21 protein-coding genes are annotated in these 26,247 nt (G+C 60.0%); 15 read left to right on the forward strand and 6 right to left on the reverse strand.

Going from position 1 to position 26,247, the window contains the following annotated elements; genetic code table 11:
* Positions 1–26: 26 nt before the first annotated feature.
* The 3 genes from zapE to PSH80_RS22485 all read right to left on the reverse strand — a co-directional run bounded on the left by zapE (position 27) and on the right by PSH80_RS22485 (position 3,210).
* The gene (zapE, locus tag PSH80_RS22475) at positions 27–1,121 is read right to left on the reverse strand and encodes a cell division protein ZapE (protein WP_057438065.1); all 1,095 of its coding nucleotides are present in this window, start codon (positions 1,119–1,121) and stop codon (positions 27–29) included.
* 79 nt (positions 1,122–1,200) lie between these two features.
* Positions 1,201–2,556, reverse strand: coding sequence for a tryptophan--tRNA ligase (locus tag PSH80_RS22480; protein WP_057438063.1), 1,356 nt, complete (start codon positions 2,554–2,556; stop codon positions 1,201–1,203).
* 24 nt (positions 2,557–2,580) lie between these two features.
* Positions 2,581–3,210 (reverse strand): alpha/beta hydrolase, encoded by a 630-nt coding sequence (locus tag PSH80_RS22485; RefSeq protein ID WP_057438061.1) that lies wholly within the window; start codon positions 3,208–3,210, stop codon positions 2,581–2,583.
* Between the two features lie 147 nt (positions 3,211–3,357).
* Between PSH80_RS22485 and PSH80_RS22490 the strand changes: the two genes are divergently transcribed.
* Complete coding sequence (locus PSH80_RS22490) at positions 3,358–3,795, forward strand: YhcB family protein (protein ID WP_120734150.1); 438 nt, start codon at positions 3,358–3,360, stop codon at positions 3,793–3,795.
* Positions 3,796–3,993: 198 nt separating this feature from the next.
* Here PSH80_RS22490 and PSH80_RS22495 read toward each other — a convergent pair whose 3' ends face one another.
* A complete protein-coding gene (locus PSH80_RS22495; RefSeq protein WP_057958431.1) occupies positions 3,994–4,554 on the reverse strand; it encodes a response regulator transcription factor in 561 nt (186 codons plus the stop codon).
* Entirely contained in the window at positions 4,547–5,809 is a 1,263-nt protein-coding gene (locus tag PSH80_RS22500) for an ATP-binding protein (RefSeq protein WP_057958430.1), read from the reverse strand. Before PSH80_RS22500 ends, PSH80_RS22495 begins: the two co-directional genes overlap by 8 nt.
* A gap of 207 nt (positions 5,810–6,016) precedes the next feature.
* On the opposite strand from PSH80_RS22500, the gene PSH80_RS22505 reads away from it, so the two are divergent.
* The 12 genes from PSH80_RS22505 to PSH80_RS22560 all read left to right on the forward strand — a co-directional run bounded on the left by PSH80_RS22505 (position 6,017) and on the right by PSH80_RS22560 (position 22,631).
* On the forward strand, positions 6,017–6,733 hold the full coding sequence (locus PSH80_RS22505) for an SIMPL domain-containing protein (protein ID WP_186625292.1): 717 nt from the start codon (positions 6,017–6,019) through the stop codon (positions 6,731–6,733).
* A gap of 86 nt (positions 6,734–6,819) precedes the next feature.
* Entirely contained in the window at positions 6,820–8,421 is a 1,602-nt protein-coding gene (locus PSH80_RS22510; RefSeq protein ID WP_273866061.1) for an ABC transporter substrate-binding protein, read from the forward strand.
* A gap of 260 nt (positions 8,422–8,681) precedes the next feature.
* Positions 8,682–10,307 carry an ABC transporter substrate-binding protein gene (locus tag PSH80_RS22515; protein ID WP_057438055.1) on the forward strand — a complete coding sequence of 542 codons (1,626 nt, stop codon included), beginning with the start codon at positions 8,682–8,684 and terminating at the stop codon, positions 10,305–10,307.
* A 365-nt stretch (positions 10,308–10,672) separates the two neighbouring features.
* The gene (locus PSH80_RS22520; RefSeq protein WP_370693752.1) at positions 10,673–12,226 is read left to right on the forward strand and encodes an ABC transporter substrate-binding protein; all 1,554 of its coding nucleotides are present in this window, start codon (positions 10,673–10,675) and stop codon (positions 12,224–12,226) included.
* Between the two features lie 160 nt (positions 12,227–12,386).
* Positions 12,387–13,787, forward strand: coding sequence for an OprD family outer membrane porin (locus tag PSH80_RS22525; protein WP_057958426.1), 1,401 nt, complete (start codon positions 12,387–12,389; stop codon positions 13,785–13,787).
* Positions 13,788–13,868: 81 nt separating this feature from the next.
* Positions 13,869–15,464: an ABC transporter substrate-binding protein gene (locus PSH80_RS22530; RefSeq protein ID WP_057958425.1), complete on the forward strand. Its 1,596-nt coding sequence runs from the start codon at positions 13,869–13,871 to the stop codon at positions 15,462–15,464.
* Between the two features lie 73 nt (positions 15,465–15,537).
* Positions 15,538–16,548, forward strand: a complete 1,011-nt coding sequence (locus tag PSH80_RS22535; protein ID WP_057958424.1) for an ABC transporter permease subunit — start codon at positions 15,538–15,540, stop codon at positions 16,546–16,548.
* A gap of 10 nt (positions 16,549–16,558) precedes the next feature.
* Positions 16,559–17,470, forward strand: coding sequence for an ABC transporter permease subunit (locus tag PSH80_RS22540; RefSeq protein ID WP_029291943.1), 912 nt, complete (start codon positions 16,559–16,561; stop codon positions 17,468–17,470).
* A gap of 10 nt (positions 17,471–17,480) precedes the next feature.
* Complete coding sequence (locus PSH80_RS22545; RefSeq protein WP_057438051.1) at positions 17,481–18,449, forward strand: ABC transporter ATP-binding protein; 969 nt, start codon at positions 17,481–17,483, stop codon at positions 18,447–18,449.
* Positions 18,449–19,420 (forward strand): peptide ABC transporter ATP-binding protein, encoded by a 972-nt coding sequence (locus tag PSH80_RS22550; RefSeq protein ID WP_057958423.1) that lies wholly within the window; start codon positions 18,449–18,451, stop codon positions 19,418–19,420. Before PSH80_RS22545 ends, PSH80_RS22550 begins: the two co-directional genes overlap by 1 nt.
* Positions 19,421–19,742: 322 nt before the next feature.
* On the forward strand, positions 19,743–22,001 hold the full coding sequence (locus PSH80_RS22555; protein ID WP_057438048.1) for a TonB-dependent siderophore receptor: 2,259 nt from the start codon (positions 19,743–19,745) through the stop codon (positions 21,999–22,001).
* A gap of 288 nt (positions 22,002–22,289) precedes the next feature.
* Positions 22,290–22,631 (forward strand): hypothetical protein, encoded by a 342-nt coding sequence (locus tag PSH80_RS22560; protein ID WP_057958422.1) that lies wholly within the window; start codon positions 22,290–22,292, stop codon positions 22,629–22,631.
* Positions 22,632–22,689: 58 nt separating this feature from the next.
* On the opposite strand, the gene PSH80_RS22565 is transcribed toward PSH80_RS22560, so the two are convergent.
* Entirely contained in the window at positions 22,690–24,273 is a 1,584-nt protein-coding gene (locus PSH80_RS22565) for a peptide chain release factor 3 (protein ID WP_120734153.1), read from the reverse strand.
* Positions 24,274–24,569: 296 nt separating this feature from the next.
* Here PSH80_RS22565 and PSH80_RS22570 point away from each other — a divergent pair, with 296 nt between their 5' ends.
* Positions 24,570–25,322 carry an ABC transporter permease gene (locus tag PSH80_RS22570; protein WP_233092015.1) on the forward strand — a complete coding sequence of 251 codons (753 nt, stop codon included), beginning with the start codon at positions 24,570–24,572 and terminating at the stop codon, positions 25,320–25,322.
* 20 nt (positions 25,323–25,342) lie between these two features.
* Entirely contained in the window at positions 25,343–26,236 is an 894-nt protein-coding gene (locus PSH80_RS22575; protein ID WP_305418365.1) for a glycine betaine ABC transporter substrate-binding protein, read from the forward strand.
* Positions 26,237–26,247 lie beyond the last annotated feature (11 nt).

Below are 26,247 nucleotides of genomic sequence, written 5' to 3' on the forward strand. Positions count from 1 at the left end.
CTCCCACATTTTGGTTCGGTGTTTGCCTAAGGCTTGTGCGCCCGCGCCAGGAACTCGTGGGACTGCATTTCCAGCAAGCGGCTCAGGGTCCGTTGGAATTCGAAGTTCAAGCGACCGCCGGTGTAGAGGTCCTTGAGTTCGACTTCAGCCGAGATGATCAGCTTGACGTTACGGTCGTAGAATTCATCGACCATGTTGATAAAGCGCCGGGCGATGTCGTCGGTAGTGACGCTCATTTGCTCGACACCGCTCAAGATCACGGCATGGAAGATCTTGCCCAGTTCGATGTAGTCGTTCTGGCTGCGGGGTCCATCGCACAGCTCGCGGAAGTCGAACCAGGCCACGTCGTCACAGGTGCGCAGGGCAATGATCTGGCGATTCTCGATCATCAACTTATCGTTTTCCACCGCCTGGGTGCATTCCGGCGTCAACGCACGGAAGCTCTTGCGCAGGCTTTCGTGGGCCGCTTCGTCGAGGGGGAAGTGGAACAACTCGGCTTGCTCGAGGTGTCGCAGGCGGTAATCGACGCCGCTGTCGACGTTGACGATATCGGTGTGCTGCTTGATCAGGGCGATGGCCGGCAGGAAACGCGCACGCTGCAGGCCGTCCTTGTACAGGCCGTCAGGCACGATGTTCGAGGTGGCGACCAGGGTCACGCCGTTCTTGAACAACTCTTCCATCAGGGTGCCGAGAATCATCGCATCGGTGATATCGGACACGAAGAACTCATCGAAACAGATAACCCGCGCTTCCTGGGAGAAACGCTTGGCGATGATGGTCAGCGGGTTTTTCTCGCCGTGCAGGGTCTTCATCTCTTCGTGCACGCGCTTCATGAAGCGGTGGAAGTGAGTGCGCGACTTCTCCTTGAACGGCAGCGCTTCGAAGAAGGTGTCGACCAGGTAAGTCTTGCCGCGACCCACACCGCCCCAGAAGTACAAGCCTTTGACCGGCGTCTGGTCTTTCTTGCCAAACAGCTTGCTGAGCATCCCCGGCTTGCTCTGGGAAGAGGCGACCAGGTCTTCGTACAGGCGCTGCAAGTGACGCACCGCCGTTTCCTGGGCAGCATCATGGAAGAAGTCGGGGCGCTTCAGATCAGCTTGATATCGTTCTAGGGGCGTCATAATTTCGTTAGCAAGGCAACAAAAACGGGCCGTCACTGTAACGACGGCCCCGGATAATGGCAATCAACCCTTGGTCGGGTCAGTCTTCGATTGGCGTCAATGCTACGCGCACGGCTTCGATGGCGGCATCCCGCGCAGCGCTATCGGCGAAGGCCGGGCTGTCGGCGATACACGCGCCGTCGAGCCACACCGTAAAGCCCAGGGCCTCACTGCGCACATCCAGCGCCTGGCCGGACTGCAACTGCTTGGTGACAGCGCCGGCCGCCTTGCCATCGGCAAAGTTGCGCGACAACAACAGCTGCTCGCCGTCAGCCGCCAGCAGGCGGAAGCGGAAGCTGCCGTCGTCTTCACGGAAGCTGACAAACCGCGCGGCCTTGACTGCCTTCTTCTTGGTGCTGGCAGCCTCGCTGGCCTGGTTGACGAACGAGCGCAGGCCCACGGCTTCCCGCAGCTCCTGCAGGAATGGACCGGCGACGGCACGGGCCTTCTTGGCGCCGACCAGCAGCAGGTCTTCCATGTCCGAAGGGCGCGCCATCAATTGATGGTAGCGCTCGCGGGCTTCGCCCAACTGGCCGTCCAGCAGTTGGAACAGGCGGTTTTTCGCCTCGCCCCAGCCCAGGCCGTCGAGCAGTTCGCTGCGCAGTTGCTGTTCCTGTTCAGGGGTGGCGAACGCCTGGTACAAGGTGAACAGGTGCGAGTTATCCGGATCCTTGGCCTCACCCGGCGCGCGGGAGTCGGTGACGATTCGCGAGATCGCGTCCTTCATGTCCTTGGCGGTGGTGAACAACGGAATGGTGTTGTCGTAGCTCTTCGACATCTTGCGCCCATCCAGGCCCGGCAAGGTGGCGACACCTTCTTCAATCACTGCCTCGGGCATGGTGAAGAACTCTTTGCCCTTGCCGAACAGGTGGTTGAAACGCTGGCCGATATCACGGGCCATTTCCACGTGCTGGATCTGGTCGCGGCCGACCGGGACCTTATGGGCATTGAACATCAGGATGTCCGCCGCCATCAGCACCGGATAGCTGTACAGGCCCATGCTGATCCCGGCATCCGGGTCTTCGCCGTTTTCCAGGTTCTTGTCCACCGAGGCCTTGTAGGCGTGGGCACGGTTGAGCAGGCCCTTGGCCGCGACGCAAGTCAGCAGCCAGGTCAGCTCGGGAATTTCCGGGATATCGGACTGACGGTAGAAGGTCACCCGGTTCACATCCAGGCCACCGGCCAGCCAGGTCGCGGCGATTTCCATACGCGAGCGCTGGATGCGCTGCGGGTCATCGCACTTGATCAGGGCGTGGTAGTCGGCCAGGAAGTAGAACGAATCGGCATTGGCATCCTGGCTGGCGAGGATCGCCGGGCGGATGGCACCGGCGTAGTTGCCCAGGTGCGGGGTGCCGGTGGTGGTGATGCCGGTGAGGATACGGGTACGAGTCGTCATGGGTAATCGCTTATCAGACTGCTATCAATTCGAAAGGCGCGGCAGCACCAGATCCTTGAGATCGGTGAGCTTGCCATGAAAAAAGTGCCCGCATTCTGCCACTTTCAGCAGCTCATGGGGGCGTTTGAGGGCGGCAGACCAGTCGTAGACCTGCTGCGGGTCGACCACTTCGTCGGTTTCCGGCTGGATCACGGTCAGCGGGCAGCCCTGTGGAAGCGGGTCCTCGTCACGCAAACGCATGACGGCCGCAGCCACCATAAACAGGTGCGCGAGTTTTTCGCCCTTGGCTTCCAGGCGCCCGCCGAGACTGGCGGCAACAAATCCACCGAACGAGAAACCCAGCAAGGTGATGGGCAGGTCCGGGTGTTTTTCACGCAGCCAGCTTACGGCGGCTTCGGCATCGTCCACTTCACCTGTGGCCATATCATGGCTACCAGCGCTGGCACCGACGCCACGGTAATTGAAACGCAAAGTAATCAAACCGGCATCGCGGGCGGTACGTTGCAGGGTCGAGACGACTTTATTGAGCATGGTCCCACCCTGCACCGGGTTAGGGTGGCAGATCAGCGCCAGGCCACGTGGCTCGGGGTGATCGAGGTACAAGGCTTCCAATTGGCCTACCGGGCCATCAATCAAAACAGGGGTTTCACGCATGAGCAAGGAATGAACTCCGTGACCTCTCAAGGGGTCGACTCGTCTAGCTAAAAGTCTGTGCATGGCATCATTGCGAGCTTAATCGCGGTATACAGCGCAGGTCCGAGCCGTTAACGTAAAGCAAAGCCGTTTATAGAGGAAGGACTCGTGGAACACTCGCTCTTAGTTTGGTTGTTGCCGACTCTTGCCCTGGTTGCCGGTGTCGCCATTGGATTCCTGGTTGCTCGCCTCCTGCCGAATGCCGCGCCTAACCGCACGCAGCGTCAGTTGGATGACATCCAGGAACGTTTTGACAGTTATCAGAACGAGGTTGTTACCCACTTCAACAGCACCGCGACCCTGGTCAAGAAGCTCACCCAGAGCTACCAGGAAGTACAGGATCACCTCGCCGATGGCGCCAACCGCCTGGCCCTGGACGATATTACCCGTCAGCGTCTGCTGGCCGCGCTGCATTCCGATGCCACGCAAGCCCCACGGGAGCGCCTGACCCCGCCACGGGAAAACCAGGAGCCGCCGCGGGACTACGCGCCAAAGGCGCCGAACGCCCCCGGCATGCTGGATGAGCATTACGGCTTGAAAAAGTAAGTCGTTTTCAAGCCATACAAAAAGCCCGGCTGATCCATGATCAGCCGGGCTTTTTGTTGGAACTGGATCGGCAGAACAATGGAGATCCAATGTGGGAGCGGGCTCGCTCGCGAAGGTGGAGTGTCAGTTGTTAAAGACTTGACTGACACTGCGCCTTCGCGAGCAAGCCCGCTCCCACACAAGCCCACTCACCGTAGTTCAGCGCCGTACCGGGCGCTTCTGCAGCTTGCGCTGCAAGGTCCGGCGGTGCATGCCCAGGGCACGGGCCGTGGCTGAGATATTGCCTTCGTGCTCGGTCAACACGCGCTGGATGTGCTCCCACTGCAGGCGGTCCACCGACATCGGGTTTTCCGGCACCAGGGTGTCGAGGTCGGCATGCTCGGAGAGCAAGGCGGCCAGCACATCATCGGCGTCCGCCGGCTTGCACAGGTAGTTGCAGGCACCGCGCTTGATCGCCTCGACAGCGGTGGCAATGCTCGAATACCCGGTGAGGATCAGCACGCGCATTTCCGGGTCCAGCTCCAGCAGCTTGGGCAGCAGCACAAGGCCCGAGTCACCGTCCATTTTCAGGTCCAGTGCCGCGTAGTCCGGCAGGTCGGCCTGGGCGATGGCCAGGCCTTCTTCGGCGGAACCTGCAGTGCTGACGCGAAACCCGCGACGGCTCATGGCTCGCGCCATTACGCGGGTAAAGGTAGCATCGTCATCTACCAGCAACAGGTGCGGCAGTTCTTCGCCTTCGACTTGGATCTCGTCACTCATCGATGTCTCCTCGTGCAGCACGGGGCAGGCGCAGCTCGGTGAGCGTGCCGCCTTCCTCATGGGGGTAAAGTTTCACCGAGCCGCCAGCGCGGGTCACGCTGGCCTTGCTCAAGAACAGGCCCAGGCCGAAGCCTTTGCCCTTGGTGGTAAAGAATGGCTTGCCGATCTGCTCGGCAATCGCCAGCGGCACGCCAGCGCCGTGGTCGCGAATACTGATGGTGAGGTTTTCCCAATCCCAGTCCAACTGCACTTCCAACCCTTCCGGGCAGGCGTCGGCTGCATTGTTCAACAGGTTCAGCAACGCCTGGGTCAGGTCCGGCGGTGGCGCCATACGCGGCACTGCGCCCTGCCCCAGCAGGTGGAAACGGTAACTGGCTTCGGGACGCATCAAGTGCCAGCGGTTCAGGGCTTCGTCCAGCCACTGGGTGACGTCTTGCATATCCACCGCCAGGCGCCGGTTGGCTTCAGCGGCGCGCACCAGTTGCTGCAAGGTCTGCTTGCACTGCTTGACCTGTTCCTGCAACACGCCGAGGTCGTCTTGCAAGGCCGGGTCGTGATGGTCCTGGCGCATTTCCTTGATCAGCACGCTCATGGTTGCCAGCGGCGTGCCCAGTTCATGGGCCGCACCGGCGGCCTGGGTCGCCACGGCCAGCAGTTGCTGGTCACGCAGGCCCTCTTCACGGCGGATTGCGCGCAGTTCTTCCTGGCGCCGCAGCTCTTCGGCCATGCGCGCGGCAAAAAAGGTGATCACCGCCGCCGACAGCGCGAAGCTCAGCCACATGCCGTAGATCTGCAGGTTTTCCCGGGCAATCGGGAAGGTTTCCAGGGGATAGAACTGCGCCAGCAACAAGGTGTAAAGCGCCAGGGCAATCCCCGACAGGATCACCGAATAGCGCCACGGCAAGGTCACGGCAGCGATGGTCAGCGGTACCAGGTAATAGGAAACGAAGGGGTTGGTGGAGCCACCGGAGAAATACAGCAACACGCTGTGGATAAACAGGTCGCAGGCCAGTTGCAGCGCGTACTCCAGCTCCGTCACCGGCCAGGTGGTGCGCAGACGGATGGCCGTGAACACACACAGCACCGTGGAAAAGGCCAGGGTCACCCACAGTTGCAGCCAAGGCAGCGGCAGCAGTTCAAACCAATAGGCGAGCCCCACGGAACCGGCCTGGGCGGCCAGCACCAGGGTGCGGATAAACGTCAGGCGCCAGAGGTTCTGGCGAGTGGCGGAAGTCAGTTTTACGGGGGCGAGCATGAGCTCTCCTGATGAGCGCTCCAGGCGGATCGCAGCAAGTATAAACGAAGCGACGATACAGTCTGCGAGTCTGTGGCCCTTTGACGCAGGTCATGGCTTTATGACCGTTCGTCGGCATCGTCGCCAGATGTAGAGATTTTGTAACCCGCCGAACCCGAATCCCCCGTCTACAGTCTTACCGAACACGATCACTCTCAAGGAGCTTCCATGTCACGTTTCACTCGCAGTGCCGCCCTTATTGCCCTCAGCGTTGGCAGCATTGCCAGCCTGCCCGCGCTGGCCGCCGACCAACTGCACTACAACCAGATTTCCCTGCGGGCCGAAGTCAGCCAGGAAGTGGCCCGTGACAAGATGATCGTCACCCTCTACACCGAGTCGCAAAATACTGACCCGGCCCAGCTCGCCGCCGAAGTCACAACCATCATGAACAAGGCGCTGGGCGAAGCTCGCGAAGTAAAAGCCGTGACCCTGCGCCAGGGCAGCCGCAACAGCTATCCGATCTACGACAACAAGAACCAGAAGATCACCGGCTGGCGCGAGCGCGCCGAACTGCGTCTGGAAAGCGCGGACTTCCCCGCGCTGTCCAAGCTCACCGGCGAGCTGCTCAACACCCTGAAAATGGACAATATGGACTTCGCCATCGCCGACGCCACGCGCAAGTCCAGCGAAGACGCGTTGCTCAAGGATGCGGTCGCCGCGTTCAAGGCCCGCGCCCAACTGGCCACCGATGCACTCGGCGGCAAGGGCTACAAGATCGTCAACCTGAACTTCAACACCAACGGCTACCCAATGCCGTACGCGCGAAATGGCGGGATGATGATGAAGGCGGCAGCGATGGATTCGGCGCCGACACCTGAGGTAGAGGCCGGCACCAGCCAGGTCAGCATGAGTGCCGACGGGGTGATTGAAGTACAGATGCCATAAGCCTTACCTGATGACCCACAACGGCGGTAACCTCGGTGACCGCCGTTTTTTTTGGCCGTTGTTTACCTGCCATTTCAGGGGTCACCATGGATAGAACTGTCTTCAAGCCGCTCCTCCTCGTTGCCAGCCTGCTGGCGTGCATGCCCACGGCCCAGGCGGCAAGCACCCTGGTCTACTGCTCCGAAGCCAGCCCCGCCGGGTTCGATCCGAGCCAGTACACCAGCGGCACCGATTTTGATGCCTCGGCCGAAACCGTGTTCAACCGCCTGACCCAGTTCAAGCGCGGCGGGACCGAAGTCGAGCCGGGCCTGGCGACCCGTTGGGAGGTGTCCAAGGACGGCCTGGCCTACACCTTTCACCTGCGCGACGGGGTCAAGTTCCACAGCACCGAGTACTTCACCCCGACCCGCGACTTCAATGCCGACGATGTGCTGTTCACTTTCCAGCGCCTGCTGGACGCCAACCATCCATTCCGTCAGGCCTACCCGTCCGAGTCGCCGTACTTCACCGATATGGGCCTGAATACCACGATCAAAAGTGTGGAAAAGCTCGACGAGCACAGCGTGCGCTTCAACCTCAATAACGTCGATGCCGCTTTCGTGCAGAACCTGGCCATGAGCTTTGCGTCCGTGCAATCGGCCGAGTACGCGGCGCAGTTGCTTAAAGACGGCAAGGCCGCCGATATCAACCAGAAACCGATCGGCACCGGGCCGTTTGTGTTCAAGCGCTACCAGAAGGACTCGCAGATTCGCTACGTCGCCAATAAAAACTATTGGAAGCCTGAGGATGTGAAACTCGACAGCCTGGTGTTTGCGATCACCCCGGACGCCGCGTCGCGCCTACAAAAGCTCAAGGCCGGCGAATGCCAGGTCAGCGGCTATCCGCGCCCCTCGGATATCGAGGTGATGAAGCAGGATCCAAACCTGCGCGTGCAGCAGCAGGCGGGCTTCAACCTGGGCTTTCTGGCCTATAACGTGACCCATCCGCCGCTGGACCAGCTCAAGGTGCGCCAGGCCCTGGACATGGCCATCGATAAGCCGGCGATTATCCAGGCGGTGTACCAAAGTGCCGGGCAATTGGCGCAGAACGCACTGCCGCCGGCCCAGTGGTCTTATGACCCCAGCATCAAGGACGCACCGCACGACCCTGCCAAGGCCCGGGCGCTACTAAAAGAAGCAGGGGTTGCACCAGGTACCACCATCAATCTGTGGGCGATGACCGTGCAGCGCGCCTCCAATCCCAACGCGCGAATGTCGGCGCAGATGATCCAGCAGGATTGGGCCAAAGTCGGGATCACCGCCAATATCGTCAGCTATGAGTGGGGCGAATACATCAAGCGCGCAAAAAACGGCGAGCACGATGTGATGATCTACGGCTGGACCGGCGACAACGGCGACCCGGATAACTGGCTGGGCGTGCTCTACAGTTGTGCCGCTGTCAAGGGCAGCAACTATGCAAAATGGTGTAACCCGCAGTACGACCAACTGGTGCAGAAGGCCAAGCTCAGCAGTGACCGTGACGAACGCATAAAGTGGTATCAACAGGCGCAAAAAATACTTAAGGATCAAGTACCTATAACGCCTATTGCGAACTCGACGGTTTTCCAGCCACTGCGCAAGGAGGTCCAGGACTTCAAGATCAGCCCGTTTGGCCTGACACCGTTCTACGGCGTAAGTCTGAATAAGTAACAACTATGCCCCAACCGGGTGCGCCAGACACCTCGGTTGGACTTATTCGGTGCACTCCACGCACCGAAAAAAGCCCTCAAAAGTACAGTTTCGTGTCGAAAATTATATGAATGCGACATTCCTGTACGTTCGTACCACTCTTTGCCGCTTGTTGCCTCTCAACGTCTTGCATTTTGGGTATGGGGCCTGCATAAGTATCCGCAGGCCGACTCACGAGGTCGCCCTCAATTCCAAAAATGACAACAAATCATGAGGCCAACATGCTTAAACACGCAGTCATTCCGTTTTTAGTCAGCGCCGGTTTAATGGCCGCTGCACCTTTCGCCCAGGCGGCGACTAATCTGGTGTTCTGCTCCGAAGGGAGCCCGGCCGGTTTCGACCCAGGCCAGTACACTACCGGAACAGACTTCGATGCTTCGGCCGAAACCATGTTCAACCGGCTCAGCCAGTTCGAGCGCGGCGGCACCGCCGTGATTCCTGGCCTGGCCACCAAGTGGGATGTATCCGAAGACGGCCTGACCTACACCTTCCACCTGCGCGAAGGGGTCAAGTTCCACACCACGCCGTATTTCAAGCCGACTCGTGAATTCAACGCCGACGACGTGCTCTTCACCTTCAACCGGATGATCAATAAAGACGATCCGTTCCGTAAGGCCTACCCCACCGAGTTCCCGTACTTCACGGACATGGGGATGGACACCAACATCAAGAACATCGAGAAAATCGACGACCACACCGTCAAGTTCACCCTTGGCACCGTGGACGCCGCGTTTATCCAGAACCTGGCCATGAGCTTCGCCTCGGTACAGTCGGCCGAATACGCCGCCCAACTGTTGAAGGACGGCAAGCCCCAGGACATCAACCAGAAGCCGGTCGGCACTGGTCCGTTCGTGTTCAAGAGCTACCAGAAAGACTCCAACATCCGCTTCACCGGCAACAAGGATTACTGGAAGCCTGAAGACGTGAAGATCGACAACCTGATCTTCGCCATCACCACCGACCCGTCGGTGCGTGTGCAGAAACTCAAGAAGAATGAATGCCAGGTCACCCTCTTCCCGCGTCCGGCCGACCTCAAGGCCCTGGGCGAGGACAAAACCCTGAAACTGCCGCACCAGGCCGGTTTCAACCTGGGTTATATCGCCTACAACGTCATGCCAGTGCTCAAGGGCCAGACGGCCGCCAACCCCCTGGCCGACCTGCGCGTACGCCAGGCGCTGGACATGTCGGTCAACAAGCAGCAGATCATCGACTCGGTGTACCAGGGCGCAGGCCAACTGGCGGTCAACGCCATGCCGCCGACCCAATGGTCCTATGACGACACCATCAAGGACGTCCCGCACGATGTGGCCAAGGCCAAGGAACTGCTCAAGGAGGCCGGCGTCAAGGAAGGCACCGAGATCACCTTGTGGGCCATGCCGGTCCAGCGTCCGTACAACCCCAACGCCAAGCTGATGGCCGAGATGCTGCAGAACGACTGGAAGCAGATCGGCTTGAAGGTCAACATCGTCAGCTACGAGTGGGGCGAGTACATCAAGCGTTCCAAGGGCGGCGAGAACCAGGCCATGATCATCGGCTGGAGCGGTGACAATGGTGACCCGGACAACTGGCTGAACGTGCTGTTTGGCTGCGACTCCCTGGCCGGCAACAACTTCTCCAAATGGTGTGACAAGAAATTCGACGGCATCGTGAAAGAAGCCAAGGCCACATCGGACGTCGCCAAGCGCACCGAACTGTACAAGCAGGCGCAACACGTCCTCAAAGATGCAGTGCCCATGACACCTATCGCACACTCGACGGTGTATCAACCCATGCGCAACAACGTGCAGGACTTCAAGATCAGCCCATTTGGCTTGAATTCCTTCTACGGGGTAAGCGTCAGCAAGTAGTGATCTCTAGCGGCGACGTTTCATAACGTCGCCGTTATTGCATCCGCCCAGATCCTAGGAATCGAACTACCCCCGCATGGGCTGCCGTCCTACAGCAGCTAACTGCGCAGGTTACGTCCGATACCTACAAGGTCTGTCCGGTTCTGCGCATTTACCGCCCTGCCCTCGTTCCCTAACGTCGAGGTAGGCAAACGCGCAGTTCCGATACGGCATTTGCTGTGGATGGGAGCAGTGCTTTCTCCATGCCAGGTAAGGCGTGCTGATTGTTCACTGACGAAAACGATAAACATGGATTGGGGACCGTCATGCGCCATACCACCGTTCTATCCGCGATATTGGGTACCAGCCTGTTGGCCGTCGCTTCGATGGGCCAGGCTGCCGAAAAGAAAAGCCTGGTGTTCTGCTCCGAAGGCAGCCCGGCCGGGTTCGATACTGCGCAGTACACCACCGCCACCGACAACGATGCGGCCGAGCCGATCTACAACCGCCTGGTTGAGTTCGAAAAGGGTGAAACCGGCGTCGTACCAGGGCTGGCTACCAAGTGGGATATCTCGCCAGACGGCCTGACCTACACCTTCCACTTGCGCGAAGGGGTGAAGTTCCACAGCAACAAGGAATTCAAGCCGACACGGGATTTCAACGCCGATGACGTGCTGTTCACCTTCAACCGCATGCTTGACGCCAACCACCCGTTTCGCAAGGCCTACCCCACCGAGTTTCCGTACTTCAACGGGATGAGCCTGAACAAGAACATCGCCAAGGTCGAGAAAACCGACCCGCATACCGTGGTGATGACCCTGAACACGGTCGATGCCGCGTTTATCCAGAACATCGCCATGAGCTTCGCCGCGATCCTCTCGGCCGAGTACGCCGAGCAACTGCTCAAGGCCGGCAAACCCAGCGATATCAACCAGAAGCCGATCGGCACCGGGCCGTTCGTGTTCCAGCGTTACCAGAAGGATTCGCAGATCCGTTTCGCCGGCAATAAAAACTACTGGGACCCGAGCAAGGTCAAGCTCGACCAACTGATTTTCGCCATCAACACCGACGCCTCGGTACGCGTGCAGAAGCTCAAGGCCAATGAATGCCAGGTCACCCTGCATCCACGCCCCGCCGATGTCGACGCGCTCAAGGCCGACCCGAACCTGCAACTGCTGACCAAACCCGGCTTCAACCTCGGCTACATCGCCTATAACGTGCGGCACAAACCCTTCGACCAGCTCGAAGTGCGCCAGGCCCTGGACATGGCGGTGAATAAGCAGAGCATCCTCAATGCCGTGTACCAGGGCGCGGGGCAACTGGCGGTCAACGCCATGCCGCCGACCCAGTGGTCCTATGACGACAGCATCAAGGACGCCGCCTACAACCCGGAAAAAGCCAAGGAATTGCTCAAGGCGGCCGGCGTCAAGGAAGGCACCGAGATCACCCTGTGGGCCATGCCCGTCCAGCGCCCGTACAACCCCAACGCCAAGCTGATGGCCGAGATGCTGCAAAGCGACTGGGCCAAGATTGGCCTCAAGGTCAAGATCGTCAGCTATGAGTGGGGCGAGTACATCAAGCGCACCAAAAACGGCGAGCACGATGTCAGCCTGATTGGTTGGACCGGCGACAACGGTGACCCGGACAACTGGCTGGGCACCCTCTACAGCTGCGACGCCATCGGCGGGAACAACTACTCGATGTGGTGTGACCCGGCGTACGACAAGCTGATCAAGCAAGCCAAGGTCGTCACCGACCGTGAACAACGGACTGTTCTGTACAAACAGGCGCAGCAACTGCTTAAAACACAGGTGCCGATCACGCCTGTCGCCCACTCGACGGTCAACCAACCGTTAAGCACCAAGGTCGAAGGTTTCAAAGTCAGCCCCTTCGGCCGCAACGTGTTCTCGGGCGTCAGTATCACCCCCATAAGAAAATAACCGGATGCGCAGAGCGAAGTGGGCTCTGCCGCAAACGTGCAGCTGTAATTCGCGAAATGTCCTACAGCAAACGTTTGCAAGTGCTTGAAGAGTTACACACCCAATCCGGCTCATCTAAAAAGGCCGGCATAAAAAAAAGAGAACCAAAGGAGCTCCACCCATGAAACTAAGCAGCAAAGTGCTACTGGCCATGGCCATCAGCAGCATCACCGCGACCGCTTACGCCGAACCTGCAAGCCAGGAATTCGTGCCGACCACACTGGCCGGCGCCAGCGCCCAAAGCGAAGCCAAGGGCTTTATCGAAGACTTCAGCCTCGGCGGCAGTACGCGCAACTGGTACTCCCACGAAAGCCTCTACCGGGGGGGCAGCTTCAAATACAAAGAGCACGGTGTCGTAAAGACCGACCGCAACCGTACCAACTGGGTTCAGGGCACCATCCTCAACGCAAGCTCGGGTTTCACCCAGGGCACTGTTGGTGTCAAGACCGAAGTAGCGGTGTACAACGCTCTGGTTCTGGACCGCAGCAAACGCGATATCAAGGGCGGCTCTAACCGCACCTTGGCTGACTCTGACGGCAATGCCGTAGACCAGTGGAGCAAACTGGGCCTGGCCAACGTCCAGTTCCGTGTTTCCAACACCACCCTGACTGCCGGTCGCCAGAACTTCAGCAGCCCTATCGTCGACACTATCGGCAACCGTGCCCTACCTTCGAGCTTCGAGGGTGTGAGTTTCAACAGCGAAGAATTCAACAACCTGTCGTTCCAGGGCGGTGTGTTTGATCGTGTTTCGCCACGTACCGAGCAGAGCCTGTCGAAGTTCCGTACCGAATACACATCCGATGCCAGCGTGGAGACCGACAAGGTCTACACCCTGGGCGCCAACTATCAGCCGTTCAAAAGCCTGAAGACCAGCTTCTTCGGTGCCAACGTGAAGGACTTCTGGAACCAGTACTACTTCGGTGCAACCCACGAACTGGGTGACAGCCAGCAACTGGCCCTGACCACTGGCTTCAACTACTACAAGACCGTCGACGAAGGCAAAAAGCTGATGGGGGATATCGACAACGATACCTTCTCCCTGTCCCTGGGCCTGGCGCACCAAGCCCACAGCCTGACCTTCTCCTACCAGGCGGTGAACGGTAACGAGTACTTCGACTACCTGCACGAAACCAACGGCATCTACCTGGCCAACTCCTTGACTTCGGACTTCAACGGCCCGAACGAGAAATCCTTCCAGGTCGCCTACGGCATTAACATGGCCGAATACGGCGTGCCGGGCCTGAAGTTCAACATCTACTCGGCTCGCGGCTGGGGCATTGACGGTACCCACTACACCGGCAACCGTGGGGTAGTCGGCAAGGGCTACGACGGTATCCAGAAGCAAGACGGCGAGAAACACCAGGAATACGGTGTAGGCGCCGGTTATGCGATCCAGAGCGGCCCGCTCAAGGCCACTGCTATCCGTGCGACCTACGTCGAACACCGTGGCAGCGAGTTCCAATCTGACGGCAGCGTCAAGGAATTCCGTCTGGTCACCACCATCCCATTCAACATCCTTTAATTAGCGCCAGGTAAACGGCAGGCTCAGGACGAGCCTGCCGTCTACATTTGTGTGGTTGAATCGTTTGCAGAGGGCTCTTCAATGAAAATGCTCCCGTTACAAGCCGCCATGACCGCTGCACTGCTGAGTGTGGCCCTGGGCATTTCGGCCAAGCCGCTGGTGGTCTGCACCGAAGCCAGTCCGGAAGGCTTCGACCCGGTCCTGTACACCACGGCCGTCACCGCCGATGCTGCGGCCGAAACCATGTTCAACCGCCTGGTGGACTTCAAGCCCGGCACTACTGAAATCGTGCCTGCACTCGCCAAATCGTGGGACATCAGTGAAGACGGTCTGACCTATACCTTCCACCTGCGTGATGACGTCAAGTTCCACACCACCGACTACTTCAAGCCCACGCGCAACCTGAATGCCGACGACGTGCTCTGGAGCTTCCAGCGTCAACTGGACCCGAAACATCCGTGGCACAACAAGTCCACCACCGGTTTCCCCTATTTCGAAAGCATGGGTTTCAAGGAACTGCTCAAAAGCGTCGAGAAGACCGATGACCACACCGTGGTCTTCACCCTGACCCGCCCCGAAGCCCCGTTCCTGGCCGATGTCGCGATGCCCTTCACCGCCATCCACTCCGCCGAATACGCCGACAAACTGCTGGCCGCCAACAAGACCGGCGAGCTCAACAGCAAGCCGATCGGCACCGGCCCGTTTATTTTTACCCGCTACCAGAAAGATGCCCAGGTGCGCTTCAAGGCCAACCCGGAATACTTCCGTGGCAAGCCGCCCGCCGACCCGCTGATCCTGGCCATCGCGGTGGATAACAACGTGCGCCTGCAAAAGCTCAAGGCCAATGAGTGCCAGATCGCGCTGTATCCAAAGCCTGACGACCTGCCGAGTATCAAGGCCGATCCCAACCTGAAGGTCGCGGAACTGGCGGCGATGACCACCGCCTACACCGCCATGAACACCACCCACAAGTACATGAGCGACGCGCGGGTGCGCCACGCGATCAACATCGCGTTCGACAAACAGGGCTATAACGAATCCCTGTACGGCAAAGGCAATGCCATCGACGCCACCGGCCCGTACCCGCCGACCCTGCTGGGCTTCAACGACCAGCTGAAAAACCCGCCCCGCGACCTGGACAAGGCCCGTGCCCTGCTCAAGGAAGCCGGCGTGCCGGAAGGCACCGAATTCACCCTGTTCACCCGCAACGGCGGCGGCCCGACCAACCCCAACCCGATGCTCGGCGCCCAGCGCATGCAGGCGGATCTGGCGAAGATTGGCCTGAAGGTCAATATCAGGGTCATGGAGTGGGGCGAAATGCTCAAGCGCGCCAAAGCCGGCGAACACGACATGGTCTCGGCCGGCTGGGCCGGAGACAACGGCGACCCAGACAACTTCCTCACCCCCAACCTGAGTTGCGATGCCGCTAAAAACGGCGAAAACTACGCCCGCTGGTGTAACCAAGAGTTTCAGGGCTTGATCGACAAGGCCCGCGCCGTGGCTGAACCCGCCGAACGCGCCGCACTCTATGAACAAGCGCTGGCCGTTTTCGACAAGGACCAACCATGGATCCCCATGGCCTACCCGAAAATGTTCACCGCCATGCGCAAGAACGTCGAGGGTTATACCCAAAGCCCCCTGACCAACAATAACTTCGCCACCACCCAGGTGAAGTAATAAGAGACGCCCGGTTCCGTCGACGTTGACGGAGCCGGACCTGCCTAACCGGCTGATTGAGGTAGACAACACGATGTTTAGTTTTATTGCCCGCCGATTGGGGTTATTGATCCCCACGTTCTTCGGCATCACGTTGCTGACTTTTGCGTTGATTCGCATGATCCCTGGCGACCCCGTAGAAGTCATGATGGGCGAAAGGCGGGTTGACCCCGAGATGCACGCCCAGGCAATGGAACGCCTTGGCTTGAACAAACCCTTGTATGCGCAATACCTGGACTACGTCGGCAAGCTCGCCCAGGGCGACCTCGGCGAATCCCTGCGCACCCGCACCAGCGTCTGGAGCGAGTTCACCGCCCTGTTCCCCGCGACCCTGGAACTGTCCATGGCCGCCCTGTTGTTCGCCGGCATCCTCGGGCTATTGGCCGGGGTGATCGCGGCACTCAAGCGAGGATCCCTGTTCGACCATGGGGTGATGGGCATCTCCCTGGCGGGATATTCGATGCCGATCTTCTGGTGGGGCCTGATCCTGATCATGTTCTTCTCGGTGAGCCTGGGCTGGACCCCGGTTTCCGGGCGTATCGACCTGCTCTACGACATCGAGCCGCGCACCGGTTTCATGCTGATCGACACCCTGCTGGCCGACGAGCCGGACGCATTCTGGGATGCCCTGCACCACCTGATCCTGCCGGCCATCGTACTGGGCACCATCCCGCTGGCAGTGATTGCGCGGATGACCCGTTCCTCGATGCTTGAAGTGCTGCGCGAAGACTACATCCGTACCGCCAAGGCCAAGGGCCTGTCGCCGGCGCGCGTGGTGTTCGTGCACGGCCTGCGTAACGCGCTGATCCCGGTGCTGACAGTAGTGGGCCTGCAAGTCGGCACACTGCTGGCCGGTGCGGTTTTGACCGAAACCATCTTCTCCTGGCCCGGCATCGGCAAATGGCTGATCGAAGCCATTGGCGCGCGGGACTACCCGGTGGTGCAAAACGGCATCCTGCTGATCGCCTGTCTGGTAATCCTGGTGAACTTCGTGGTGGATATCCTCTACGGCTTCGCCAACCCACGCATCCGTCACCAGCGCTGAGATCATGACCATGACCACACCAACTCAAGTGTCAGCAGTCGATCAAAGCCTGCTGTACCCGTCGCCGTACAAAGAATTCTGGCAAGCCTTCTCCAAGAACAAGGGCGCGGTTGCCGGCCTGCTGTTTATGTTGCTGATCGTGTTCTGCGCGATCTTCGCCCCCTGGGTGGCGCCCCATAACCCGAGCGAGCAATACCGCGACTTCCTGCTGACTCCGCCGTCGTGGCTGGAAGGCGGGCAGATCCAGTTTTTGCTGGGCACCGATGAACTGGGCCGCGACCTGCTGTCGCGCCTGATCCAGGGCTCACGCCTATCGTTGCTGATCGGTTTGTCGTCGGTGGTGATGTCGCTGATCCCGGGGATCCTGCTGGGCCTGTTCGCCGGGTTCTTCCCGCGCTTGCTCGGCCCGACCATCATGCGTTTGATGGATATCATGCTCGCCCTGCCATCGCTGCTGCTGGCCGTGGCGATTGTCGCCATCCTCGGCCCTGGCCTGATCAACACCGTGATCGCGATTGCCATTGTGTCGCTGCCGTCCTACGTGCGCCTGACCCGCGCGGCGGTGATGGGCGAGCTCAACCGTGACTACGTGACCGCCGCACGCCTGGCCGGTGCCGGCCTGCCGCGCCTGATGTTCGTGACCGTGCTGCCCAACTGCATGGCGCCGTTGATCGTGCAGGCCACCTTGAGCTTTTCCTCGGCGATTCTCGATGCCGCCGCCCTGGGCTTCCTCGGCCTTGGCGTGCAACCGCCGACACCTGAGTGGGGCACCATGCTGGCTTCGGCCCGTGACTACATCGAACGTGCCTGGTGGGTCGTGAGCCTGCCTGGTTTGACCATTTTGCTCAGCGTGCTGGCAATCAACCTGATGGGCGACGGCCTGCGCGATGCGCTGGACCCGAAACTCAAGAATGCCGCGTGAGGAGATTCCCATGTCACTGCTAGAAATCAAGAATCTCAATGTGCGCTTCGGCGACAAAACCGCTGTGCCGGTGGTCGATGGCCTCGACCTGTCCGTGGACAAAGGCGAAGTGTTGGCCATCGTTGGCGAGTCGGGTTCGGGTAAATCCGTGACCATGATGGCGCTGATGGGCCTGATCGAGCATCCCGGCATCGTCACCGCCGACTCGCTGACCTTCGACGGCAAGGACATGCTCAAGCTGAGCAACCGCCAGCGCCGGCAGATCGTCGGCAAAGACCTGGCGATGGTGTTCCAGGACCCGATGACCGCGCTGAACCCCAGCTACACCGTGGGTTTCCAGATTGAAGAAGTGCTGCGCCTGCACCTGAAAATGTCCGGCAAGCAAGCGCGCAAGCGTGCCATTGAACTGCTGGAAAAGGTCGAGATCCCTGGCGCCTCCAGCCGCATGGATGCCTACCCGCACCAACTGTCCGGCGGCATGAGCCAGCGTGTGGCAATTGCCATGGCGATTGCCGGCGAACCAAAACTGCTGATCGCCGACGAACCCACCACCGCCCTGGACGTGACCATCCAGGCGCAGATCATGGAGCTGCTGCTGGCTCTGCAAAAAGAACAGAACATGGGCCTGGTGCTGATCACCCACGACCTCGCAGTCGTCGCGGAAACTGCCCAGCGCGTGTGCGTGATGTACGCCGGCCAAGCGGTGGAAGTCGGCCAGGTGCCCGGTTTGTTCGACGTGCCGGCGCACCCGTACAGCGAAGCGTTGCTGGCGGCGATCCCGGAACACAGCATGGGCGCCGCCCGTCTGTCGACCTTGCCGGGCATCGTCCCCGGTCGGTATGACCGCCCGCAAGGCTGCCTGTTGTCGCCACGCTGCCCGTATGTGCAGGACAGCTGCCGCCAGACCCGTCCGACCCTGGACCCGCAAGCCCACAGCCTTGTGCGCTGCTTCTACCCCTTGAACCAGGAGGTGGCGTAATGGCCGTCGTTCTTACCGCCCGCGACCTGACCCGTCACTACGAAGTGTCCCGTGGCCTGTTCAAGGGCCACGCCACCGTGCGCGCCCTCAATGGCGTGTCGTTCGAGCTGGAAGCCGGCAAGACCCTCGCCGTCGTGGGTGAGTCGGGGTGTGGCAAATCCACCCTGGCCCGGGCGCTGACGCTGATTGAAGAGCCGTCGTCCGGCTCGTTGAAAATCGCCGGCCAGGAAGTCGCCGGCGCCGACAAGGCCCAGCGCAAACAACTGCGCAAAGACGTGCAGATGGTGTTCCAGAGCCCCTATGCCTCGTTGAATCCGCGGCAGAAAGTCGGTGATCAACTGGGCGAGCCGCTGTTGATCAACACCAACCTGTCCGCCGCCGAACGCCGCGAAAAAGTGCAGGCGATGATGAAGCAAGTGGGCCTGCGCCCTGAGCATTATCAGCGTTACCCGCACATGTTCTCCGGTGGCCAGCGCCAGCGCATTGCCCTGGCCCGCGCCATGATGCTGCAACCCAAGGTGCTGGTGGCGGATGAACCGACCTCGGCCCTCGACGTGTCGATCCAGGCCCAGGTGCTCAACCTGTTTATGGACCTGCAGCAGCAGTACAACACGGCCTACGTGTTCATTTCCCACAACCTGGCGGTGGTGCAACACGTTGCCGACCACGTGATGGTGATGTACCTCGGTCGCCCGGTGGAAATGGGCGCGAAGAACGACATCTACGAGCGCCCGCTGCACCCTTACACCCAGGCGCTGCTGTCGGCCACCCCGACCATTCACCCGGACCCGAACAAGCCGAAGATCAAGATCGTCGGCGAGCTGCCCAACCCGCTTAACCCGCCCTCCGGCTGCGCGTTCCATAAGCGCTGCCCGTATGCCACCGAGCGCTGCAGCAGTGAAGAGCCGCTGCTGCGCGAACTGGACAACCGCCAAGTGGCTTGCCATCACGCGGAGCAGTTCGTGGCCTAACCCCCTGTAGGGGTGGGCTTGTGTGGGAGCGGGCTTGCCCGCGATAGCATCAGCGCGGTTTAACTGACAGTGCGAAGCCCTATCCCACACAAGCCCTCTCCCACAGGGCGATACAGCGTTGTACAGCCTCTCCCGCCAGATTGCGCATCAGTCTGGCGGGAGGGGCTTTTTTGTTTTTAGCAAAGTGTAAAAGTTGTAAATGACATTTACTTGTATTTGATAATGACTAGCATTCCGGCGCACAGAGGGCGCCGAATCCTGCTGGAAGGCAGTTCTGGTGCATCTCGCTCAGTTGCCACCTTCCCTAAAGGATTCTGCGGACATGTCACCTCGATTCAGGCTCAGCCATTTCTCCCTGGCGTTTATCGCCGCCCTCTCGTCTCCCGCACTGCTGGCGGATACCTTGGAAAGAGAACACGGCAAAGTGCCGGTAGCCGCTACCGACCTGCCCGTCGACGGCACCTCCCAAGCCCTGGAGTTGAGCGAAACACGAATCCTGGGCACCGCTGCCGAAGAACTCAAACAAGCCCCCGGCGTGTCGATCATCACCGCCGAAGACATCAAGAAACGCCCGCCGACCAACGACCTGTCGGACATCATCCGCCGTGAACCGGGCGTCAACCTCAGTGGCAACAGCTCCAGCGGCAGCCGAGGCAACAACCGCCAGATCGACCTGCGCGGCATGGGCCCGGAAAACACCCTGATCCTGATCGATGGCAAGCCCTCGACCTCGCGCAACGCCGTGCGCTACGGCTGGAGCGGCGACCGTGACACCCGTGGCGAAACCAACTGGGTGCCGGCCGAAGAAGTCGAACGCATTGAAATCCTGCGTGGCCCGGCGGCTGCTCGCTACGGCTCCGGGGCCATGGGCGGGGTGATCAACATCATCACCAAGCGCCCCACCGACCAGTTGCACGGCTCGCTGACCACCTACGTGTCGCTGCCCGAAGACGATGCCGAAGGCATGAGCAAACGCACCAACTTCAACCTCAGCGGCCCGTTGAGCGACACCTTGGCGTTCCGGGTGTATGGCGGCCTGAACAAGACCGATGCCGATGACTCCACCATCAACCAGGCCGAGCAGGCTAGCGCAGACTCGCTGGTCGCCGGCCGCGAGGGTGTGCGCAACAAGGACGTCAACGGTTTGCTCAGTTGGCAATTCACCCCCGAGCAGACCCTGGACCTGGAAGCCAGCTACAGCCGTCAGGGCAATATCTTCGCCGGCGACACCATGCTCAACGGCGGCGGTGTATTCGTGAACAGCCTGGTCGGCAAGGAAACCAGCGTGATCCAGCGCAGCAGTTTCTCCGCCACCCACCGTGGCGAGTTCGACTGGGGCTCGACCATGGCATCGCTGAGCCACGACCTGACCCGCAACGCACGCCTCAACGAAGGCCTGGCGGGTTCCGGCGAGGGCGCGCCCTCCGCCACCGCTGGCCGTTTCGAATCGCGGCTGCGCAACACCCGGGCCACGGCCGAGGTCAACCTGCCCCTGAGTTTCGGCACCGAGCAGGTGCTGACCCTGGGCAGCGAATACCTCTACGAGTCGATGAACGATCCGGGGTCGCTGCGCCCACAAAGCTACGACCCTGGCACAGGTGGCGTACCGAGCATTCCGGGGATGAGCCGCAGCAGCACCAAGACCACGGCCTCCAGCTATGCGCTGTTCGCCGAGGACAACATCGAAGTCGGCAGCAAGACCATCATCACCCCCGGCCTGCGCTACGACGATCATGAAGAGTACGGCGGCAACTGGAGCCCGAGCCTCAACGCCTCGCACCAACTGACCGATGAGCTGAGCCTCAAGGGCGGTATTGCCCGCGCCTACAAGACGCCCAACCTGTACCAGTCCAACCCCAACTACTTGCTGTACAGCCGTGGCAACGGTTGCAACGCCAGCGAAGCCAACTCCGGCGGCTGCTACCTGGTGGGTAACCCGGACCTGAAACCGGAAATCAGCGTCAACAAGGAAATCGGCCTGGCCTATGACAAAGGCACCTGGCGCACCAGCGCGACCTACTTCCGTAATGACTACAAGAACAAAATCAACGCCAGCAACACCGCCGCCTACCGCCTGGACGGCGGGCGCCGCGTGCTGGAGTGGGAAAACAGCGGGGCGGCACTGGTGCAGGGGGTCGAGGGCAACCTGTTCATGACCCTGCGCGACGACCTGGACTGGAACACCAACCTGACCTACATGATCGACTCCAAGGACAAGGACACCGGCGAACCGCTGAGCGTCATTCCCAAGTACACGGTCAACACCACCCTGGACTGGCAGGCCACCGACAAGCTGTCGTTCCAGGTCAGCGGCACCTACTACGGCAAGCAGGAGGCGCCGACCCTCAACTCCCGCAGCGCCAACCGCTATGATCGCAGCGCCCAACAGGATGTGGACCCGTACGGTTTGATGGGGTTGAGCAGCGGCTACGAGTTCACCAAGAACCTGAGTGTGCGCGTGGGCATCGAGAACCTGCTGGACAAGCGCCTGTATCGCAAAGGCAATGCTGACGATGCCGGTGCCCAGACGTATAACGAACCGGGTCGGGCTTACTTTGCGTCGGTGACGGCTTCGTTCTAAGGGCCATGCTATTGAAGGTCTTTGAATAGTCAGCTGTATCTGGACACTTTGGCGAGGGGACAAATCCCCTCGCCACCAGTGGGTGTTACCTTTAATTAAGCGTTAGCAATTACCGTTTATTCGCGAGCAAACCAACGACAAGTCCGACATTAAAAACAGCACTATCGCCCACCAACAAAGCAAACTTTCCGCAACTTGTAACTACCATGTTTCCGCAATTGCGCAACGCAATCTCAGAAGAATAAAGTCCGCCAGCTACAACTTCCTATATTCTTTGCGAGAACTGTCATGAGAGAAATTTCAAAATCTCTGAAAAAGCTGCTGTCTGATATCTACGAGGACGGCGACGTGTCGCTGATGGAGTTCAAGGCCTTGCAGGTTGAATCCGACCTGCGTTGGGGAAGGGTGGTCGATGAACTGGGGAAAAACAATACATTGCTGGCATTTCAAAGTTCGATGGATGTTGCCATGCACTTATTGTTTTTGAGCCTGAACTACATAAAGGACCAGGAAATCACTGATGTGGGCGAAGCCATTGTCAAAGATGCAATAGCCGCACAAGTTGAAACGCTAATGGCCGGTGCTGAACTGTCCCTTAAACAACTTAAAGTTGGCCCCAACACCCGGTAATCTACCGCAAAAAAAGGCGAAGCCATCACAGCTCCGCCTTTTTTTATACCGCTAACCCTTAGTGGTGTTCGCGGGTCGCACGGAATTTCACATCAGGCCAGCGCTCTTCCATCAACGCCAGGTTCACCCGGGTAGGCGCCAGGTAGGTCAGGTGGCCACCGCCGTCGATGGCGAGGTTTTCCACGGCCTTGTTGGAGAACTCCTCCAACTTCTTCTTGTCACTGCAATCAATCCAGCGTGCCGAGTACACGGTGATCGGCTCGTAGGAGCATTCGACCTTGTATTCCTCTTTCAAGCGGCTGGCCACCACATCGAACTGCAGCACACCCACGGCGCCGAGGATGATGTCGTTGCTGCGCTCGGGGAAGAACACCTGGGTGGCGCCCTCTTCCGCCAATTGCTGCAGACCTTGGCGCAGTTGCTTGGATTTCAGCGGGTCGCGCAGGCGTACGCGGCGGAACAGTTCCGGGGCGAAGTGCGGGATACCGGTGAAGCTCAAGGCTTCGCCTTCGGTGAAGGTGTCGCCGATCTGGATGGTGCCGTGGTTGTGCAAACCGATGATGTCGCCGGCAAACGCTTCTTCCAGTTGCTCACGCTCCGAGGAGAAGAACGTCAGGGCGTCGCCGATGCGTACGTCCTTGCCGGTGCGTACGTGGCGCATCTTCATGCCTTTTTCGTACTTGCCGGAGCAGATACGCATAAAGGCGATACGGTCGCGGTGCTTGGGGTCCATGTTCGCCTGGATCTTGAACACGAAGCCGCTGAATTTCTCTTCAACCGGCTCCACGGTACGCTCGTTGGCAACCCGCGCCAGTGGTTTCGGTGCCCAATTGACCACCGCATCCAGTACGTGGTCGACGCCGAAGTTGCCCAGGGCGGTACCGAAGAACACCGGGGTCAGTTGCCCGTCGAGGAATTCCTGCTGGTTGAACGCGTGGCAGGCGCCCTGCACCAGTTCCAGTTGGTCGACGAAGCGCTCGTACTCGTCACCCAGGTGGGCGCGGGCCTCATCGGAGTCGAGTTTCTCGATGATCTTCACATCGGTGCGTTCGTGACCGTGGCCGGCGGTGTAGACAATGATGTAGTCGTCGGCCAGGTGGTACACGCCCTTGAAGTCGCGGTAGCAACCAATCGGCCAGGTGATCGGCGCGGCCTTGATCTTCAGGACGGCTTCGATTTCATCCAGCAGTTCGATCGGGTCGCGGATGTCACGGTCGAGTTTGTTGATAAAGCTGACGATCGGCGTATCGCGCAGGCGGCACACGTCCATCAGCGCGATGGTGCGTGGCTCGACGCCCTTACCGCCGTCGAGGACCATCAAGGCCGAGTCCACCGCGGTCAGGGTGCGGTAGGTATCTTCGGAGAAGTCTTCATGGCCCGGGGTGTCGAGCAGGTTGACCATGTGGTCGCGATAGGGGAACTGCATGACCGACGTGGTAATGGAAATACCCCGTTGTTTCTCCATCTCCATCCAGTCAGAGGTGGCATGGCGATCGGATTTGCGGGATTTCACCGTGCCGGCCACTGCGATCGCCTTGCCCATCAGCAGGAGCTTTTCGGTGATGGTGGTTTTACCGGCATCGGGGTGGGAAATAATGGCGAAAGTGCGGCGTTTCGCGACTTCGGCGGCCTGGTGGGTCATGGGAAATCGCCTGGCAGGTGAGTCAAAAAAGGGCGGCGAGTATAGCGCAAACCCAGGGAGCCGGACCACCGTTCACCCGATTGGGGGGTGGCTAAATGCTGCCAAGTATGGAACCTTTTAAAAGGTAGAGACGTCCACTCCCCTGCTACCGCACTCGGAACAGGGGCTGAAAAATCAGCAAGTTAGCCTGACGAGGCTGCGCTCATGGCTTGGTCGCATACCGCGTTGCCGGTATCGGCGAGCTGCTTTTCGCGAACATATTCGCCGACAGCCAGGAATGGCATTGCCGCTCGGAAATGTGTTCGCCGACAAAAGAAAAAAGGAGTCCGCCTGTGGCTATTCGCTATGGCAAAGGGCTGATAGGAGGAGCGGTTGTCGTCGCTCTCCTGGCCCTGCTGGTCCACTGGATCGGCATCAACACGATCGAACTGTACCGCGACGATTTGTTGTTTTACCTGCAAGCTCACCTGATTCTTGTACTTGTCTCCATGCTGGCTGCCCTGATCGTAGGGATCCCCGCCGGTATCCTGCTCAGCCGACCGAATATGGTCGGGCGCGCAGAACGCTTCATGCAGATCTTCAACATCGGCAACACCGTCCCTCCCCTGGCCGTACTGGCCATCGCCCTCGGCGTCCTCGGCATCGGCAGTGGCCCGGCCATCTTCGCCCTGTTCCTCGCCTCCTTGCTGCCCATCGTGCGCAATACCTACGAAGGCCTGAAAAACGTGCAGGGTTCCTTGAAGGAAGCCGCCGTCGGCATCGGCATGACCCCACGCCAGGTGCTGTTTCGCGTCGAATTGCCCAACGCCGTGCCGATCATTATCGGTGGCGTACGTGTGGCCCTGGCAATCAACGTCGGCACCGCACCGCTGGCGTTCCTGATTGGCGCCAATAGCCTGGGCAGCCTGATCTTCCCCGGCATCGCCCTGAACAACCAGCCGCAATTGCTGCTCGGCGCCGCGTGCACCGCGCTGCTGGCATTGCTGCTTGACGGTCTGGTGACCATGGCCAGCCGCCTCTGGCTGGAACGCGGGTTGCGTCCGTCTTAAGGCTTGGCAAAGGAATTCACATGAAAAAACTGACTTTGATACTGAGCTGCGTCCTGCTGTTTGCAGGCATTGCGCAAGCTGCTGAAAAACCGCTGATCCGCATCGGCGCCCGGGTCTTCACCGAACAGACCCTGCTCGCCGAAATCACCTCCCAGTACCTGCGCACCAAGGGGTACGACACCCGCGTGACCGGCGGCCTGGGCAGCAACCTGGCGCGCAGTGCCCAGGAAAGCGGGCAACTGGACCTGATCTGGGAGTACACCGGCGTGTCCCTGGTGGCCTACAACCATGTGGACGAGAAGCTCGACAGCGAACAGTCCTACGCACGGGTTAAAGAACTCGACGCAAAAAAAGGCCTGGTCTGGCTGTCGCCGTCGAAATTCAGCAATACCTACGCCCTGTCCCTGCCGGAAAACGTGGCCAAGGAGTATCCGCAGATCAACACCATCAGCGACCTGACCCAGGCGCTGGCCGAGACAACCCATGAAAACCGCCTGGTGGCCCTGGACACCGAGTTCGCCAACCGTTCCGACGGCATGGCCGGCATGGTCAAGCTGTACGGCATGAACCTCACCCGCAAGAACACCCGGCAGATGGACGCCGGTCTGGTCTACACCGCCTTGCGCAATGGCCAGGTATTTGCCGGCCTGGTGTACACCACCGACGGTCGCCTCAATGCCTTCAAATTGAAGCTGCTGGAAGATGACCTGCACTACTTCCCGGATTACACCGCAGCCCCCGTGGTGCGTCAGGTTTATCTGGATGCCCACCCGCAATTGGCCGCCGACCTCAAGCCACTGGCAGCGCTGTTCGACGATGAAACCATGCGCCAGCTGAACGCGCGGGTCGACGTCGACCATGAAAGCCCATCGGCTGTAGCCGCTGATTTCCTGCGCCAGCACCCACTCAACTAAAAGAGGAGAAG

It is taken from the genome of Pseudomonas sp. FP818, assembly GCF_030687335.1.
GTDB classification, from domain to species: Bacteria; Pseudomonadota; Gammaproteobacteria; order Pseudomonadales; family Pseudomonadaceae; genus Aquipseudomonas; species Aquipseudomonas shahriarae.